14 protein-coding genes and 1 pseudogene are annotated in these 16,638 nt (G+C 62.2%); 6 read left to right on the top strand and 9 right to left on the bottom strand.

What is annotated here, in order from left to right:
- The first annotated feature begins 115 nt into the window (after positions 1-115).
- Both ACLKOZ_RS20330 and ACLKOZ_RS20325 read left to right on the top strand, forming a co-directional pair.
- On the top strand, positions 116-2,884 hold the full coding sequence (locus ACLKOZ_RS20330; RefSeq protein ID WP_436477817.1) for a DUF1156 domain-containing protein: 2,769 nt from the start codon (positions 116-118) through the stop codon (positions 2,882-2,884).
- 72 nt (positions 2,885-2,956) lie between these two features.
- Complete coding sequence (locus ACLKOZ_RS20325; RefSeq protein ID WP_436477816.1) at positions 2,957-6,307, top strand: DUF499 domain-containing protein; 3,351 nt, start codon at positions 2,957-2,959, stop codon at positions 6,305-6,307.
- Positions 6,308-6,397: 90 nt separating this feature from the next.
- On the opposite strand, the gene ACLKOZ_RS20320 is transcribed toward ACLKOZ_RS20325, so the two are convergent.
- The 3 genes from ACLKOZ_RS20320 to mobC are packed head-to-tail and all read right to left on the bottom strand — an operon-like array spanning position 6,398 to position 9,155.
- Complete coding sequence (locus ACLKOZ_RS20320) at positions 6,398-7,186, bottom strand: hypothetical protein (protein ID WP_436477814.1); 789 nt, start codon at positions 7,184-7,186, stop codon at positions 6,398-6,400.
- A 17-nt stretch (positions 7,187-7,203) separates the two neighbouring features.
- Positions 7,204-8,763: a relaxase/mobilization nuclease domain-containing protein gene (locus tag ACLKOZ_RS20315; protein ID WP_436477812.1), complete on the bottom strand. Its 1,560-nt coding sequence runs from the start codon at positions 8,761-8,763 to the stop codon at positions 7,204-7,206.
- On the bottom strand, positions 8,763-9,155 hold the full coding sequence (gene mobC / locus ACLKOZ_RS20310) for a plasmid mobilization relaxosome protein MobC (RefSeq protein WP_436477810.1): 393 nt from the start codon (positions 9,153-9,155) through the stop codon (positions 8,763-8,765). The genes ACLKOZ_RS20315 and mobC overlap by 1 nt, the downstream gene beginning before the upstream one ends.
- Positions 9,156-9,576: 421 nt before the next feature.
- On the opposite strand from mobC, the gene ACLKOZ_RS20305 reads away from it, so the two are divergent.
- Positions 9,577-9,837: a helix-turn-helix transcriptional regulator gene (locus ACLKOZ_RS20305; protein ID WP_436477809.1), complete on the top strand. Its 261-nt coding sequence runs from the start codon at positions 9,577-9,579 to the stop codon at positions 9,835-9,837.
- Positions 9,838-9,846: 9 nt separating this feature from the next.
- Positions 9,847-10,155 carry a hypothetical protein gene (locus ACLKOZ_RS20300; protein WP_436477807.1) on the top strand — a complete coding sequence of 103 codons (309 nt, stop codon included), beginning with the start codon at positions 9,847-9,849 and terminating at the stop codon, positions 10,153-10,155.
- 411 nt (positions 10,156-10,566) lie between these two features.
- On the opposite strand, the gene ACLKOZ_RS20295 is transcribed toward ACLKOZ_RS20300, so the two are convergent.
- Positions 10,567-11,919 carry a ParB/RepB/Spo0J family partition protein gene (locus tag ACLKOZ_RS20295; RefSeq protein ID WP_436477805.1) on the bottom strand — a complete coding sequence of 451 codons (1,353 nt, stop codon included), beginning with the start codon at positions 11,917-11,919 and terminating at the stop codon, positions 10,567-10,569.
- 490 nt (positions 11,920-12,409) lie between these two features.
- On the opposite strand from ACLKOZ_RS20295, the gene ACLKOZ_RS20290 reads away from it, so the two are divergent.
- A complete protein-coding gene (locus ACLKOZ_RS20290) occupies positions 12,410-12,538 on the top strand; it encodes a hypothetical protein (protein WP_436477803.1) in 129 nt (42 codons plus the stop codon).
- Positions 12,539-12,728: 190 nt separating this feature from the next.
- Positions 12,729-13,067 (top strand): hypothetical protein, encoded by a 339-nt coding sequence (locus ACLKOZ_RS20285; RefSeq protein ID WP_436477801.1) that lies wholly within the window; start codon positions 12,729-12,731, stop codon positions 13,065-13,067.
- A gap of 34 nt (positions 13,068-13,101) precedes the next feature.
- Here ACLKOZ_RS20285 and ACLKOZ_RS20280 read toward each other — a convergent pair.
- The 5 genes and pseudogenes from ACLKOZ_RS20280 to ACLKOZ_RS20260 all read right to left on the bottom strand — a co-directional run.
- A pseudogene (locus ACLKOZ_RS20280) lies at positions 13,102-13,488 on the bottom strand (pyridoxal-phosphate dependent enzyme); the annotation flags it as partial.
- A gap of 34 nt (positions 13,489-13,522) precedes the next feature.
- Entirely contained in the window at positions 13,523-13,675 is a 153-nt protein-coding gene (locus ACLKOZ_RS20275; protein ID WP_436477799.1) for a hypothetical protein, read from the bottom strand.
- A 202-nt stretch (positions 13,676-13,877) separates the two neighbouring features.
- Positions 13,878-14,891, bottom strand: a complete 1,014-nt coding sequence (locus tag ACLKOZ_RS20270; RefSeq protein ID WP_436477797.1) for a DUF4192 domain-containing protein — start codon at positions 14,889-14,891, stop codon at positions 13,878-13,880.
- A 603-nt stretch (positions 14,892-15,494) separates the two neighbouring features.
- Positions 15,495-15,845: a hypothetical protein gene (locus ACLKOZ_RS20265; RefSeq protein ID WP_436477795.1), complete on the bottom strand. Its 351-nt coding sequence runs from the start codon at positions 15,843-15,845 to the stop codon at positions 15,495-15,497.
- Positions 15,846-15,922: 77 nt separating this feature from the next.
- On the bottom strand, positions 15,923-16,354 hold the full coding sequence (locus ACLKOZ_RS20260; RefSeq protein ID WP_436477793.1) for a hypothetical protein: 432 nt from the start codon (positions 16,352-16,354) through the stop codon (positions 15,923-15,925).
- Between the last annotated feature and the right edge of the window lie 284 nt (positions 16,355-16,638).

Genomic DNA, 16,638 nt, shown 5'->3' with positions numbered 1-16,638 from the left:
GCGGAGCACGCAGCAGATACCCTGCTTCGCTCAAGTATGTTTAGACAGACAAGCCGCGATGCAAGCATCGCTTGGTCGAGTCCTATCTGGACTCTGAGGGGTCTGGGAAGTAGTAGTGCAGAAGCAAAAACTGATCGAGGTGGCGCTGCCGCTGGAGGCTATCAATCGCGCGTCATTTGCAGAGAAGAACCGCAAAGTGGGGAAGCCACAGAATCTGCTGAAGTGGTGGTCACGGAAACCAATCACTGCCGCGCGAGCAATGCTCTTGGCACAGCTTATCGACGACCCAGCATCTCATCCCGACCGATTCCCGACTGAAGCAGCGGTCGCTGTTGAGCGAGAGAGACTTCATCGGCTAATTGCCCAGTCTGTCGAGTGGGACGAAATCACTAACCCTTCCTCGGCCTTTGCGTCCAAACTTCGCCCGCTTCTGCCTGAAGTAACAGTTACAGATCCTTTTGTTGGTGGTGGATCTATCCCCCTCGCGGCCGCGCAGTTCGGCGTAGCCTCAAGCTCCAGCGACTTAAATCCCGTCGCTGTCATCCTTACCAAGGCGCTTGTTGAGATTCCCTCTCGCTTCACAAACCGAAGGCCTGTTCATCCAGACAATGTCGACGCTCAACTTACCGATTGGAAGGGCTTACACGGCTTGGGGGCCGATATTGAGGCATACGGCCGATGGATGCACCAACGGGCCGTAGAACAACTTGGGGAGCTGTATCCCACTGTCGATGGCGTCCCAGCGCTGGCATGGGTATGGGCGCGAACAGTTGCCTGCCCAAATCCCGGCTGTCGAATAGATGTGCCTCTTGTGAGCAAGTGGTGGCTGGCCAAAAAACGCGGCAAGGAAGCCATCATCGTGCCACGGGTTGTCAGCGATCCGTCACATCCGAGTGGTCATCGCTTTGCCTTCACTATCAGCCAGGATCCAAAGGATCTACCCGCTGGCGGCATCATGTCGGGAAGGACGGGAACTGACTGCCTGAGCTGTGGTTCTTCGATACCCGTTAGTCACGTTCGTAAGGAGGGCTTGGCGCGGCGCATGGGCATAGTCCTGACCGCCATCGTGGGTGACGCACGTCCGCGACGCGCCTACTACGCACCGTCGGATGAGCATGTTTCTGTGGCCCAGGTACCGCCTTCCCCAGCTCCTGTAGGGGGCAGCATCTCAACTAACACGAAGTGGTTCTCCCCGCCTCTGTATGGACTTACGGAGTTTTCTGACCTATTTACCGATCGGCAGCTAAAGGCACTGACAACATTCAGTGATCTGGTGGGAGATGCCCGTCAACTCGCCCTCAAGCATGCCCTTGACGCGGGGCTGGATCGAGGCGAGCCACTGGCTCTCGGAGGAGATGGGGCAGCAGCATATGCCGATGCGGTCGGGGTATATCTCGCTTTGTCGGTTAGTCGTCTAACCAACTGGTCAAACAACCAGTGCTCATGGGAAGCAAACGGTGAGGTCTCCCAACAGATGTATTCGGGCCAGGCCATGGGCATGGCCTGGGATGTCTCGGAGGCAAACGTTCTAGGCAACGGGAGCAGCGGATCATTCATAGCTTGCCTAAAAAACACGGTCAGCCCACTCCGCTTACTACATCTACATGGTGATCACCGCGTCTTGCAGGCGGATGCCCGAAGCGCACCCTTGGCCAACTACGTAGTGGTGACTGACCCGCCATACTTTGACAACATCGATTATTCCGATCTCTCAGATTTTTTCTACGTCTGGTTGCGTCGCATGCTGGGCGACACCCTGCCCGACCTGTTCCAGACAATGCTGGTTCCGAAAAGCGATGAACTGGTAGCCAACGCCCATCGCTCCGGGGGCGAAGATGCAGCAGCGCGTGAATTCCTTACTGGCTTCAAGGAAGTCTTTGAGCACATGAGCGCTAATGTCTCGCCGGAATTCCCGGTAGTCGTTTATTACGCATCGAAGCAGGCAGAGAGCCTGGGGGCCGGCAACAGTCGATGGTCAACGATTCTTCAGGCAATGGTTGACGCCCACTGGCAAGTGATACGCACCTGGCCGATTCGTACCGAAAACGTGAGCCGGCGCGTTGCCATCGGAAATAACTCCATGTCGACTTCGACCGTTCTTGTTCTACGACCCCGCCCAAAAGACGCTTCGAGGGTAAGCGTGGCCGAGTTTCTTAGCGAGCTTCGATCCTCGCTAGCTTCCGCGCTGGTTGCACTGGAGGCAGGCGGTGTTGCACCGGTAGACCTGCAGCAGGCAGCGATCGGTCCTGGCATGGCAGTCTTCAGTAAGTACGATGCGGTCCTAGAGGCAGACGGTTCTCGAATGTCGGTTGCGGCTGCCCTCATCCGAATTAACGGGATTCTGGACGAGGTTCTAAACGAGCAGGAGGGAGATTTTGACTCCCCCACACGCTTCGCAATCCAGTGGTACCGGCATCACGGCTACACAGCGGGTCCGTTCGGCGACGCGGACGATGCAGCCCGTGGCAGGAATACCTCCGTTAACGCCATGGAACGCGAAGGAATTCTGACCAAGCGCGCCGGCAAAGTGCAGCTCCTCATGCCAGCCGATCTACCGCAGGACTACGATGTAGCCGGCGACCAGCGGACAAGCACCTGGGAAGCGCTCCACCATCTAGTTAATAGGCTGGAGCAAGGGGGCATCGCACCTACTGGTGTCTTTCTCCACTCGGCCTTGGCCCGCTCCGATGGAGCCGTAGAGCCCGATGCAGTCAAGGAACTTGCCCATTTGCTGTTCCGAATTGCAGAAGATAAGAGCTGGACAAAAGATGCGTTGTCCTTCAACAACCTTGTGACCAGCTGGCCTGAAATCCTTGATGTTGCCCGCACGCACAAAAAGCGAGGCTCCTCTCAAGGCATCTTTGCATTCGAGGACGATGAATGACTTTGAACATTGTGGAACCACGTGATGCCGGGCTGACCTTAAGGGCCCAAAAACGAGTATGGGGGAACTGAAATGGCATTGAGCAATCGAGACCGGATCGATCGGATGTTCCAGATCATGGTCCCACCCTTGGACGACTTTATCTCGTCTATTACTGGTCAGGCTGACCCCGCATTGGGAGCTGAGTGGACCACACTCGTACAGGCCAAGGATCTGAAAAACGGTGTTCCCGCAGGCAAGGTCTATGACCCTCGAGACCCGCAGGTGCAGTTTCGCATGTTGACCGAGGCGAACATCACGAGCGGTCATAAGCCCGGTTGGTATCCCTTCAACCAAGCCTTGGGCAAAGCAGGTGAGTCCTTCGCGATTGAGCTGCGCGAGGTGCGCAACGCGTGGGCACATAACGGCACTTTTACAGATGACGACGCCTACCGCTCTCTCGACACAGGAGAGCGACTTCTTAGGCTGATTCGCGCAACAGCAGAAGCCGAAGAGGTTCGTAATGTACGACTAAACCTGCGCAGGGTAACTGCCGAGAAGGATGATAAGAAGGTCCTTAGAGCTGCCGTAACGAACCCTGAGGCCTCAGGCTTGAAGCCATGGCGGGAAGTACTCCAACCCCACGACGATGTGGCAACAGGAAACTTCCACGCTTCGGAGTTTGCGGCCGATCTTTACAAGGTCGCTACAGGCGGTGAGGTCGATGCGGACTATGCCGACCCCGTGGAATTCTTCAAGCGCACATACCTCACAGAGGGACTCCGGGATCTAGTGGGCCGCGCAGTTCGGCGTCTCTCTGGCGATGACAACACCTCGCCTGTTATCAATCTTCAGACCAATTTTGGTGGGGGCAAGACTCACTCCATGCTCTCACTGTGGCACGTCGCCGCAGGACTCCCTGTCGGACATTTCCCACAGGAGACCCAGGAGCTGCTAACCGCCCACGGTTACACCGGTGCCAAGGTGAATCGGGTGGCAATCGTGGGAAACCACTTCAGCCCATCTGGCGTGGTCAAGAGCGACGGTACACAGGTCAACACCATCTGGGGCGAACTGGCTTGGCAACTAGGAGGCCCGCAGGGTTTCGCTCTTGTGGCCAAGGCTGATGCGGCTCGAACCCACCCTGGCGACGGACTCCATGAACTACTCAAGAAGTACGCGCCAGCGGTCATCCTGATCGACGAATGGGTTGCCTACGCCCGCTCACTCATAGGCCGCGACGATCTCGCTGGCGGCACCTTCGACGATCAATTCACTTTCGCACAGTCACTGACGGAGGCATGCAAGGGAACTTCAGGCGTCTTGCTGGCGGTTTCCATTCCCGCCTCGGAGACGGGAGTCGACGGCGACATTATCATTGCTGGAAACGCGGAAGAGGTCGGGGGCGCGAATGGCTTGGAAGCTCTCAACCGCCTCCAGAATGTCGTCCGTCGTGTAGCCGACCAATGGCGGCCAGCATCTTCCGAAGAGGCCTACAACATCGTCAAACAGCGCCTCTTTAAGCAGGCGGATGCCACGGCGCTGGCTTCTATTGGTGCAACCGCCAAGGCCTACGTCGAGATGTACCGCAAGTACACCGATGATTTCCCACGAGAGGCCCGTGAGTTGGCCTACGAGGACCGGATACGGCGAACTTACCCAATCCACCCGGAAATGTTTGACACCCTCTATGAAGAATGGTCCTCCCTCGAAAGGTTCCAACGCACACGCGGTGTGCTGCGGCTGATGAGCACCGTCATTCATGCTTTGTGGACGGGCGAGGATGCTTCACCGCTCATCATGCCCGGCTCAATCCCCTTGGCAACGGCCAACGTGAATGCTGAGCTGACGCAGTATCTTCAAGATTCCTGGAAAACGATTATCGATGCCGATGTGGACGGTGTGAACTCCGAGCCAGCACGCATCGACACAGAGAAGCCGCTCTTCGGCCAACGGGCCTTGACTAAGCGACTGGCGCGAACGGTGTTTTTTGGGGCTGCCCCGACCATTGCCCCGGGTTCTATCCACAAAGGGACCAGTACTCAACGCGTTTTTCTTGGCACTGCCGTTCCTGGGGATGTGCCAGGCAACTTCCATGCTGCCCTGACGCAGCTCGGCGACAGAGCAACGTACTTTTACTCTGGCTCAGGCAAGTACTGGTACGACCTGCAGCCAAACATCTCTCGCACGGCTAAGGACCAAGCCGAGCGGCTCCATAAGGAAGACGTTTGGGCCGAAATCGTTAAGCGCCTCCAAGGGCAGGCGCGGACTCGAGGTGACTTCACGGGCGTTCATGTATGCCCCGAGAACAACGCGGACATCCCGGATACGGATGAGGTTCGTTTGGTGATACTCCATCCCAAGACTGCCCATAAACGAAACACAGATTCGGTCGCTAAAGAATTCGCGCAGAGGGCAACAGAGCAGCGTGGCAGTGCTAACCGAAGGCACCGCAATATGTTGGTCTATCTCGCAGCTGACGAGGCCCGGCTGGAGGAGCTCGATACCTCCGTACGTGACTACCTGGGGTGGACTCACGTGCTGGCCAGCGAGGCGGACCTCGACCTGACACAGAATCAGAAAAACCAGGCCGCGCAACGGAAGGCGCAGGCAGACCAAACTGTATCCTCCCGTCTGATGCAGACGTTTACTTGGGCGCTGATCCCGACACAACCCAATGCTGGGGCACCGTTCATGATCCGAGAGACGAAAGTCGAAGGTCAGTCTGACTCGCTCGCCGACCGCGTGTCACGTCGGCTCGGGAACGACGGCGACCTGTCCACCCGGCAGGGCGCAGCCACTATCCGACACGCAATCAGCAAAGTGCCACAGATCTGGAAGGAGGGCCACGTCTCCCTCGGTGCACTATGGGCTCTGTATAGCCAGTATCCTTACATGCCCCGCCTGCGTGATCGCCGTGTGCTCAACGAAGGCATCGTCGACCTACCAATGATTTGGCAGACCGACGCCTTCGCGCTGGCAACAGAATATGATGAAACGGCTGGTCGCTATGTAGGCCTGTGGACCGCGGAGGACAAGAGTGCCGCACCTGTGGCAACCGACTCGCTCCTGATCGTCCACCCCGACGTTGCAGTCAAGCAACGGGACGCCGAGGACCGGGCATCGACAGGTACCTCGAGTAACGACCCGACAGTCTATGAGCCCTCCCCGCCGGTAAAGCCCCGAGTCGACGTCGTACACCCGAACCCCAAGACGCGCTTCTACGGCGTCAAGACTCTCAACGCCGACAAGATTGCTATGGACTTCAAGAACATCGCCGAAGAAGTCATCGCCCACCTCCAAGCCGACGCGAACACCAAACTCGTCGTCCGCATCGAAGTGGAAGCCACCCACACGACCGGCTTCGACGAGGGCAAGGTCCGCACCGTCTCTGAGAACGCCCGTACTCTCAAGTTCGACCAGGCCGGCTTCGAGGAGTTGTGAAAGCCGAATCATGCTTTCCTTTTCCTTGGCGGGCCATGGCGCAGGTCCTTCGAGGGCCGGACAAGATCATCAACAGCATGAGCCGCTCTGCTAGCGGCTTATGCCTCTCTGTAGGAGCTTTGTCTGCCCGTTGGCTCCGCGCGCCTTAGGAGCCTTCGGGCTGCGCCCTGATGCCTTCGCTACGGCCGCGCTGGGCGGAGTCCCTTGGTCTTGGTCGGCGCTGAGCCGTGCTTGCACGGCCTCGCGGTCGGCAACGCCTTCCAAGCTGGCCGCCAGCTCCTGCCGGCGCTCGGCTGAGTCGTAACTCAGGCCGGCCTCTTCGGCCAGTGCCTCCGGACGCTGACTCTCCTCGTCTGCGTCCCGCTGGCGGTCCCTGTCTTCCCGGTCGGCCTCGGCCAGCAGTTGCACAGCCTGGCCAGCCTCGTCACGGCCGGTATGGCGTTCCTTTTCAGCCTGCTCGCGGTCTCGTTCGACTTTCGCCAGGGCTTCGGCCACCGATGCCTCATCGGCACCCAGGTTGTCCATGTCCAGCCCGTAACGCCGCTGCACCTGGTCGTGGATTACCTCGGCCGCGTCGCGCGCCGCCGGGTCGCGATCCTTCCATGCAGTAGCCGTCTCGTGCACCCTTTCGATGTCACGTCCGCTGGCCGTATCCCACCACCGGTTATCCGTGACCGGGGCCAGTTGTGCACGGGCAGCCGCCCGCTCCGCATCGAACCGGGCCTGCAGTTCGCGGGCCTGTTGTTCCTCGGCCGCTTGGGCGCGGCGCAGCTCTTGCTCGCGTGCCCTGGCAAGCTGCTCACCGAGCCGGCCGGCGACAGTCAGCGCAACGCGCGACAATCCCTCAAGAGCCTCATCAATGCCGTCAGATTCACTCATGGTTCCCCTCCTTGGTGTTATCTCTCAATGTCTGGGCGGGCACTCCCGCTACGGGTGCTCGCGTGTGTGCGTGCCTGCAGGTATTTCGGCGGCAGCACGGAGCCCGCGGACTGACCGGCAACCTGGCCGGCTGTACTCGCGCGTACCGCGGCGGCCGCTTCGCTATCCGCTGTGGGCGTGGTCGCAGGGACCTTGGGTAGTGCGGCAGCAACCTGGCTCAGGTGGTGCTTCACCATGTGGCTGATCTGGCGCGCTCTACGCAGATCGTTGGATGCCTTGTGCATGTCGTGAACGGCCTTTGCGACGTTGAGCAGTTGGCGCAGCATGATCGCTTGGGCAGCGGTTCCGGTGCCGCCCATCGAAGCTGCCATGAGCATGAGGGAAGCCCCACGGGCAGATGGTCCTACGCTGCGGATAGGGCGGACTGGGTAGCGTCGCAGCTGCGCCGTCTTGGACAGCTCGTCTGCTGCTGCTGCGAGTGGGCCTGGAGTTGCCTCGGTCGCCGTCGACCAGGCAGCGAAGGCACCGGAGGTCTCGCGTGCAACGTGCGCCCAGGTCGCGTGATCGTCCAGCGGGACGGAGCGCAGCGTTTCGCGGAGCCGGGCAACTTCATCGCTGTACTGCTCCCACATTTGTGGGTCCGGTTCGTGGGCTTCGCGACCGATCGTAACCGGGCGGCGTCCACGTGCAGCTGCCTGCCATTCTGCGACCGCATCGGCGGCACCTTGCGGGCTGTCAGGCCACTCGGCACGGAGCTTGGGCAGGGCAAGGTCTTTGGCGAGGTGACCGCCTCCGAACCAGACAGGCCGGCCACCTTTGGGGGGACGTTCTGCCACGCTGTAGCCGACCACGACGTCGTCACGTCCGGACGCGTACCGCGGCCTGACCAGGGCACCGGTGCGGCGGAGGCGTCGAATGAATTCCGCCTCATCCTGGGCCGAAGTCGCGCAGGCACGCACCTTCCGTTCCAGGGACCGGCGTTCCGGTTCCGGGGCTCCCCGACGCTCGGAGGCTTCACGTTCTCCCGGCCGTAGGCCACGGGTGGAATGCGTGGGTGAAAGTTCTTCCAGGCCGTACTTCTTCTCAAGCTCCCGGGCGGCTTGTTGTGCCCGGGGGAAGTCACGCCAGCTGCTCCACTTCGTCCCGTCCTCGCGGACCATGGATGCAGCGATGTGAATGTGGTCATTCCCGGCTTTGCTGTGGCCGTGACGGATCGCCACCCACTGGGCCGGCGCCCGTCCGGTGGCTTCGGTGAACCCCATCTCGTCCATGAAGTCCTGCGCAATCTCAGCCCACTGCGCGTCGGTCAGGTCGCCTTCCTCGGCGCGCAGTGAAAGCGAGCAGTGCCAGACATGGCCGCCGGGAATCTCGACGCCCAGGACGCTTCTGGCCCGGTCCAATTCCTCGGCAATGGCCTGAGCGGCATCGGCGTTCAGTTCGTCATCGTTGTGCCACGCCATGATCGACGATGAGCCCGCGACCAGGTGCGGGTCGGTGTGTTCGTTCGCACGGCCGGGACCGGCAAGGTACGCGATAAGCCCGTGCATGCGGGTGCCCTTGGTGATGTTGGGAATCATCAGCGCACCATCGAATCCAGCATCGTATTGATCCGGTCAGCAACCGCACGCACGCGGGTCAACACCGTGCGGGCAGCTTCCGGGAATTCGTCCGTGGCGTTCGCGTGCCGGGCGAGCTGGTTGACGTTGTTTGACAGGGCAGCAAGGTAGCGGCGGGCCGCAATGAATTCCACGGCCATCGCCCGCCGCTCAGCCAGCGACTCCGAGTTTTCCGCGTACAGGGCAGCGCTGACCAGGATCTCTGACGGGCTGCGGCCGGTCCGTTCCTCCAGGACCTTCAGCTGCGCGCGTTCAAACTCGGACATCGACACCCGCACGTACTGGGTGTCGCCGTCAATGTTTGCGCGGCGGCGGCGGGATATCCGGCGCGGGGACTTCCGCTCTTCAGTCATCCCGGTCCTCTCCCCCACTGCCCAGCGCAGCGCCCCGGAATCTCCGGGCCACACTGACGAGTGTGCCGCATCCTGAGCCGCAGGCGGTGGATCAACACGCGGGTTATGGCACATAACCATCTAGCTTGCTCCGGGAAACACCTGCGCCCGCATTTGGCGCTTTGGGTGGTTCCCGGGTACTGCCCTGCAGGACGCTGCGCGTCTGACTTGTTCAAAACGACTGCGTCGTTCCGTTTCGGCTGGTTGAGGCTACTGCCCGGTCCTTCCTTGGCAAGTCTCCACAGCCGGCTTTCGCGGCATATCCTCGCTCCGCTCCGGTATTCCACGGTCCGGCCGCTCCAACTGGCCAATTCCTTCACCGGCCAAGTTTCGGCAAGCGTGCCGAAAGGAACGCGGCATAGGGCAAGCGAAAGGTACAGTTTTGGCTCTCATCTCACCTACCAAAGTGGCCAGGCAATACGGAGTCTCCCCGACGCAGCTGCGGCAGTGGCGGCGGCGCGGCATCGGCCCCGAATACTTCCAGTTCACAGCACGAACCGTCAGCTACTCTGACGACTATCTGCGGGACTGGTTCAACGATCCCCGGAACGCCCACCTCCTGGCGCAAGATCCTCCGACCACCTCGGACATGTCGTGCCAGGATGGGCGCGTCCGGCGGAGCCGGCGTCGGGATGATCGTTAGGCTGGATCCATGGCTACCCTCGACATTGAACAGACACGAAACCAAGCCCGCGCGCTGCTGGACTCCCGCATTGAATCCGTCACTGCCCTGGTAAAGAGCCGCCAGCGAATCACAGATCTGCGGGACCAGCTTGTTGCGGCCGAACGCGATGACAAGCGCGCCTACGTGCAGGCCACCCGGGACGGATGGAGCGCGGAGGAACTGAAGAAACTTGGCCTCGAACCCTCCGCGGTAAAGCGCCGGCGGACAGCAAAGCGCTCCACCGGATCCGAACAGGATGCCGCCCAGGAATCCGGCACATCCTTCAGCGAACAGTGACCCTAAAACCCACGCTGTTGTGAAACCAAAGCCGCAGCGCTGACACCCCTGAAAAGTCGCTGCACACAAAAAAGGACCGGAACGTTCCGGTCCTTTTTTGTCCTTCGGCAAAAGGAAATCGTTCATTCACTCTAGCGCACCCATGAAGGGTGCATTGTTAGGCACCCCGTGTTGGCGGCGGCCTTTAGACACCGCGACCCGGACGACGCCAGATACCCGCCACGTTGATATGCGCGGCACCCTGGTGGGCTTTTGCCAGGCCGCGCCTAATGGCGGTCCGCCGCTGGTGAGTGGCTGCCGTGGTTCGCCCCGGGCGGCGGACCGCCCGACGTTTGCGAGGTTCCCGGCCCTACCGTGGTGATTCGGCACTGGCTTGCCGGGCGGTGGTGTTCCGCCCGGCAAGGGTTGGTGTTAGGCCGCTTGGGTTTCTTCCTCTGGCGTGCCGCTATCGATGATCAGCTGTTCAACGGTTGAGGGCTTGTACCCCCAATGAACCAGTTGGTTAAGGTAGTCCCTGTGTGCCTGGGAGGGGGAACGCCACGAGTCCTTCGCGATCGTCTTCTCATACCCCGCGCAGACCAGCGCGATGAGCGAAAACTCGGGCCGTGCCGTGGATTTCGCCACGTGCGTCCGGAGCGGGTTCCACGCCCAGGTCTTGGCCTCGTCAACCTTAGCCCCAACCATTCCAGCGGCCACCTCACCGTCGTAGCCGCTGGCCGTTTCGGGGTGGTGCGTAATCGCGTGGACGGTGAAGTACTGCCAGCCCTTGGGTGGCTGCTTCTTCGCCAGCAGGCCGGTCACGAATTCACGGCGTACCACCTGCGCGGACAGCATCGCCTTGTTGTTCTCAATCAGGGTTTTTCGTTCCGCCTTTTGCTCCTCGGTCATGGGCCCTTTCTGCGCTGGGCGGCCGCCGTCGTAGCGTTCGTACTTCGGAGCGAAGCCTGTCTCCTTCCACCCCGCGATCACGGAGTGGGTCCGGTGCTGGCCCCGGTAGTCCGTGGTGATTAGAACGGCGTTGGCGTCCTCCTCGGTGGCCGGTTCCCCGTCCTCCCGTTTGGCGGCGGTGACGTAGAGGTTGTCGTCGTCGGCGTAGTGCCCGGCGTCCTCCACAATGATCTTGCCCTGGCCTTCCAGTTCGGCGATCAGCGCGGCGAGGGCGGCGGCGCTTTCGCGCCGGTCGCGCAACCGCTGCGCGACGTGCAGAAGTTGGTCAGGTTCGTCCATGATGACCGATTCGAGCTCGGCCGAGGCCTCTTCATCGGACTCAAACTCAGCCATGATTAGCGCTTCTTCGATGGTCCATCCTTTGCCCAGGGCGGCGGCTCCCGCATCCGAGGACTTGGCCTTCAAGGCGCTTTCCACGGTCGTCTTGGTACGCCCGGTCTTCTTCGCGATCGCGGCCGCCGAGACACCGATCAGGGACAGCTGGTGGTAGGCGTCGGCTTCGTCCGCTTCAGTCAGTTCAGCGCGCTGAATGTTCTCCACCACCTGCGTCACGATACGTTCGGCCTCCTCCGGGGATTCGATGATCATCACCGGGATCAGGGGCCGCTGCGCTTCCACGGCGGCGCGGGTGCGGCGCTGGCCCATCAGCACGTGCACGGTGCCGTCGTCTTTGCGGTGGGCGATCACCGGTTCCATCACGCCATGTTCGGCGATGCTGGCGATGAAATCGGAGGTCAGGGCGGCATCCTTCCGGACGTTGACGTCGACGGTCAGAGTGGCCGGGTCGAGCATTTCAAGCGTGGGTGCTGCGTTCATGTGGTGTTGCTCCTTTTTTGCCGAAAGGGTTGGTGGGTGGGGCGGCTCAGGTGACCGGCCAGCTCCCCTCTCCCCCCGTTGTTTTTGGCTGCTGGCGAAGCTTGCGGAGCTGTGCCCGTGCAGGCCCGTCTACCCGCAGGGCAAGACCCGGAAAATCTTCGGAGGAAATAAGCGACGAAGGAGCGCCGGAGAAGACTTTTGCGGGGCGCAGGCCCCGACGCAGGAGGGGCTAGAGGGGCCGGAACGGGCACGTACAATCCGTCAGGACAGCAGCCAAAAAGCGTCGCAGACATATAGGTCCAGGGACGGCGGAGCCCTGCGGAGCCGGCACTGGACCCACCAGCCGGCCGCGCCAGCGGACGCCCAACACCTGGTTGCAGCGCAGCGGAAACCAGGGCGAGCCCCGCGAGCCTCGGCGAACATGACGAAGGGCCGGCACGTTGATGACGTGGCCCCGGCCCTTCGCGGTTTTCCTCGGCAAAAAGGAAACGTGATCCGGATGGACGCCCACTACAAGAAGATCAGACCAGCCGCCCTCTCACGGCAAATACTTGCCCTCACCGGCCAGCTCGAAGCCGTCACCACTGCTAAACAACCGGCCCTGACCAGCCCGCCGTAAACGAACGGTGGAACCACTCCGGCAGCCGGAGGATTTCATCTGAGGCAACGCCTAAACGTTCCCGGAGGTATTGACGTGAGGCAACAGAGATCCTGCTGCCCTCTTCATAGTCGCGGGTACGGGCAGCTCGGCACCATCGCGTCCGGGATTCTGCTTACAATCGAGACCTCAATCAACTACTGAGGGACCCATGAAGAAACTCGCCACAGCCCTGTTCGCTGCCGGACTTGTTGCCTCCGCAACGGCCTGCACCGGTTCGAACCAGCTCTCCACCGCGGAAACCTGCGAGCGGATCCAAAGCGTTGTGTCCAGCCCTGCAAACAACGCGGGCAAGACGGGGATGAACCGCCTAGCCAACCAGATTCGGCCTATCCATGCGGTGGCTTCCGATGAGCTTAAACCCGCCCTTCAGTCGATCCTTGAGTACACGGACGAGCAGGCAAAGGAAACCCCGGACGAGGCCAAGCTTTCCGAGCTCCAGGCCGGTTACGAGCAGGCTGGTAGTACCTACAGCCAGTTCTGCAGCTAAGCCTTTCCCTTTAAACCGGTCCCTGCTGCCCTTCCTAGAGAGTGGCCGGGACCGTGTTCGCTCCGCAGAGAACCACCGCGACGCGCTCCCCGGGCCTGGGTTCATACGCGCCCGAGGTCAGGGCGGCATACGCCGCGGCAGCACCGTGTTCCACCGCCACCCGGTAGTCGTTCCACAGGAGCGAACGCGCGGTGACGATGTCGGCGTCGGACACCATAACGCTTACGACGCCGGCGCGGACCGCGACAGAGAAGCCGATGTCGCCGCTGCGCCGGGCTCCCAAGGAATCGGCAGCGACGCCGGACACCGCCACATCGGCCGGCTCACCCGCTGTGAGGGCGGCATGGAGCGTCGGCGCGTTTTCGGGTTCATTAACGCCCACCACCTTCGCGTGGCCTTCCACGGCTGCGGCGATTCCCGCACTTGTGGTGCAGCGTCAGTGAGTGCTGCTTCGTTTACATCTCGTAGTGACGGTGGTCTTTCCGAGGCCGGTCCACTGGTCCGGTTGATGGGCCTGCGGTGAGCAGGCTCAGTTCCAGGATGTCTTCAAGGGGACTTGCGTCAGGGGCAACGGTATCGTCCTCGGTCATGCGGAATTGATCTGCCACGCTCGGGACTCCTTGGCTGGACGGGACGGCGGTGTCCTTTCACAGTATCGGCAGTTCCTGCGCGCGGGCTGGAAGTCGCGGCGCCCGCGCAGCGTTTACGCGGCCGGCGGAGCGCTAGCGGGGGAGGCCGCCGCCGCGCACCTGGGGAGGGTCCAAGAGGAGGGCCGGACCCCTTTTGTAGTGGAGTCCGGCCCTGTCGAAGCTAGCGCTTCAGGCGGCGGTCATAGGCCTTTTTCGGGTCCCGGCTGCAGTCTGCCAGCAGGCCGCGGTTGACCAGTTCGCCCAGCAGTTCCGCCAGCCGGTACCCGGTGGTGTCCTCCAGCGCGAGCTTGAAGTACCGGGCAGCGAAGCTGGACTGTCCTTTGAGCCATTCGAGCCAGCCGATCAGGCACAACATGGGGGCGCGCTGCCCTTCCGGGGTGGCTTTCATCAGCTCGAACGCGACTTCCTGTGCCGTGTCCACGCGCGCCCAGTCGGGGCGGGTGGGGAACACTCCGAGCATGACGGAGGTGAACTGCTCGGGCGCGTGCGGGACGATGTCGCCCATCATGTAGTCCCGGATGGTGGGGTGCTGCAACGCTCCTGCCAGCTGATGCGCGGTCTCGGTCGTCAGGCTCTTCGGATTGTCGAGCACCTTGGCCCAGGCAGCACGGCTGGCTTCGAGGTCTTCGGGCCAGCCGTCTGGCTTGTGCGCTGCGATAGCCTCGCGGGCCGTCTCGTCTCCCGTGAACGGTGCCGGTGCGATGAAGCCGGTCACGGCGCTCCCCCGGTAGATCAGGGCGGCGTTGCCGTTGCTGGTGATGATGGTGTCCAGCGACTCATCGGGGCAGCAACTGGTGTCTGTGCAGTGGTAGTTCCGCCACAATTCCGAGGTGACCAGCCATGCGTCCTGCAGGGGCATCCCGGCGGTTTCCAGTTCGGTGCGCAGTGCCTGCACGTGCCCGGCGTAGGGACGGCCGCCGTCAGCGGGGTTCTCCTCGGTGTAGATGACCAGCAGGCTGCCGGTGGCGGCCTCGTCAGCGGTCAGGTAGCTGACGATGGTTTCGGCGTAACCAATCGGCTCCTGCCCGAACGGGGCATCCACGCGCAGGGTCGCGCCGATCTTGTTGCCCTGCATGGTCAGTGCGACAAAGGACTCCGTGGGGGTCTGTCCCAGCGTGTGCGGAATGAAGGCCAGGACGTCGGCCGGGCCGGTGAATTTGATGAAGTCGTTCATGGTGTTGCTCCTTTTTTGCCGAAAGGTTTGGTGGGTGGGGCGGCTCAGGTGACCGGCCAGCTCCCCTTCTCCCCCGTTGATTTTTGGCTGCTGGCGAAGCTTGCGGAGCTGTGCCCGTGCAGGCCCGTCTACCTGTAAGGGCAAGACCCGGAAAATCTTCGGAGGAAATAAGCGACGAAGGAGCGCCGGAGAAGACTTTTCCGGGGCGCAGGCCCCGGGAGGAACGACAGGGGCTAGAGGGGCCGGAGCGGGCACGTACAATCCGTCAGGACAGCAGCCAAAAAGCGTCGCAGACAACACAGGGCCAGGGGGTCCGGAGCTCTGCGACGGCGCCACCTGGCCCCAACAGCCGGCCGCGCCAGCGGACGCCCTTCAACTGGTTGGAGCGCAGCGGAAACCAGGGCGAGCCCCGCGAGCCTGCCCTTCCACCCCTGGCCACGGACAACCAACGACGCCACCAGGCCTGGCTTGCCGCCGGCGGCCGCCGCCCGGCACCTGTTGATTGCGGGATGGGCGGTCCGCCGCCGCCAACCACCAGCGAAAGCCGGCCGCGACGGCGGACCGCCCACGGTGACCTGCCCCGAAAGACCGGTCACCATCGGCCTATTCGCGACGGTCGTGCAGCGGGACGGCTCCGTAGTGTCCGGCTGCGCGGCGGAACCTGGCGTCACTGCTGAAGATGAACGTTCCGCCGAACATGTACCAGGGTGCAGGTTCACCTGTCGGGGCGACGGGCTCGGCGTGGACCACTGTCTCGCGGAGGAAGTGCTCGTTTTTGACGAGCCGGACGGCGGGCCGTTCCTCGGTGGCCTCGAAAACCGGGTCGACGCCCTCACCAATGACGGTTACTTCCATGACACGGGCGGAGATGCCCCGGTTAGAGAAGTCCGTACCCAGGGAGTCGCGGTAGATCAGGGCGGTGATTCCCTTGGGGGCGGTGGTGTCGTTGCTCATGTGCTGCTCCTTTGAAGTCGTTCGGCCGCTGTACTGCCCGGCCCCGGCCGGGCAGTACAGCGGCAGATCAGCGCTGATTAGGCCGCTTCCGTGAGGGTGCAGGGCATCCGGTAACGGCTGGGCAGTTCGGCGGCGGCTTCGGGCAGGTCGTCCGGTCCGTGGGCCTGCCCGTTCTTCCAGTGGAAAAAGGCCTGCTCACTTATCGCGGTCCAGAACCTCGCCTTGGTCCGATAGAAGGTCGTTCGTACGTCGCCTTCGCAGTAGGTGGCCATGCCGAACAGATTCCCGATCTCGTCGGCGGTACGGATCCCGGCGACCATGACGTACGGCCACTGGCCCAGGTCCCACCCGTCACACCCCCAGCTGGGGATCACGACCCAGCCGTGTTCACTGATGACGTCCATCCAGTCGTAGCCGTCGTTCATGTGGTAATCGACGAGCACGGGCACATCGTGGACCGTTTCGCCGGTGTCGACGGTGGTCACGGTCCTCTTAGTGACTGCGTTCATGCGGTGTTGCTCCTTTTTTGCCGAAAGGGTTGGTGGGTGGGGCGGCTCAGGTGACCGGCCAGCGTCCCGTCTCCCCCGTTGTTTTGGCTGCTGGCGAAGCTTGCGGAGCTGTGGCCGACGGAGGCCTGTCTACCCGTGAGGGCAAGGAGCGGGAAATTCCCGGAGGAAATCAGCGACGAAGGAGCGCCGCAGGGACATTTCCTGCCCCGCAGGCCCCGACGAAGGAGGGGCTAGAGGGGCCGGAGCGGACACGTACAATCCGTCAGGACAGCAGCCAAAAAGCG

The organism is Arthrobacter sp. R4 (genome assembly GCF_051365025.1).
Taxonomy (GTDB): domain Bacteria; phylum Actinomycetota; class Actinomycetes; order Actinomycetales; family Micrococcaceae; genus Arthrobacter.
This window is presented reverse-complemented; position numbering and strand designations above follow the sequence as displayed.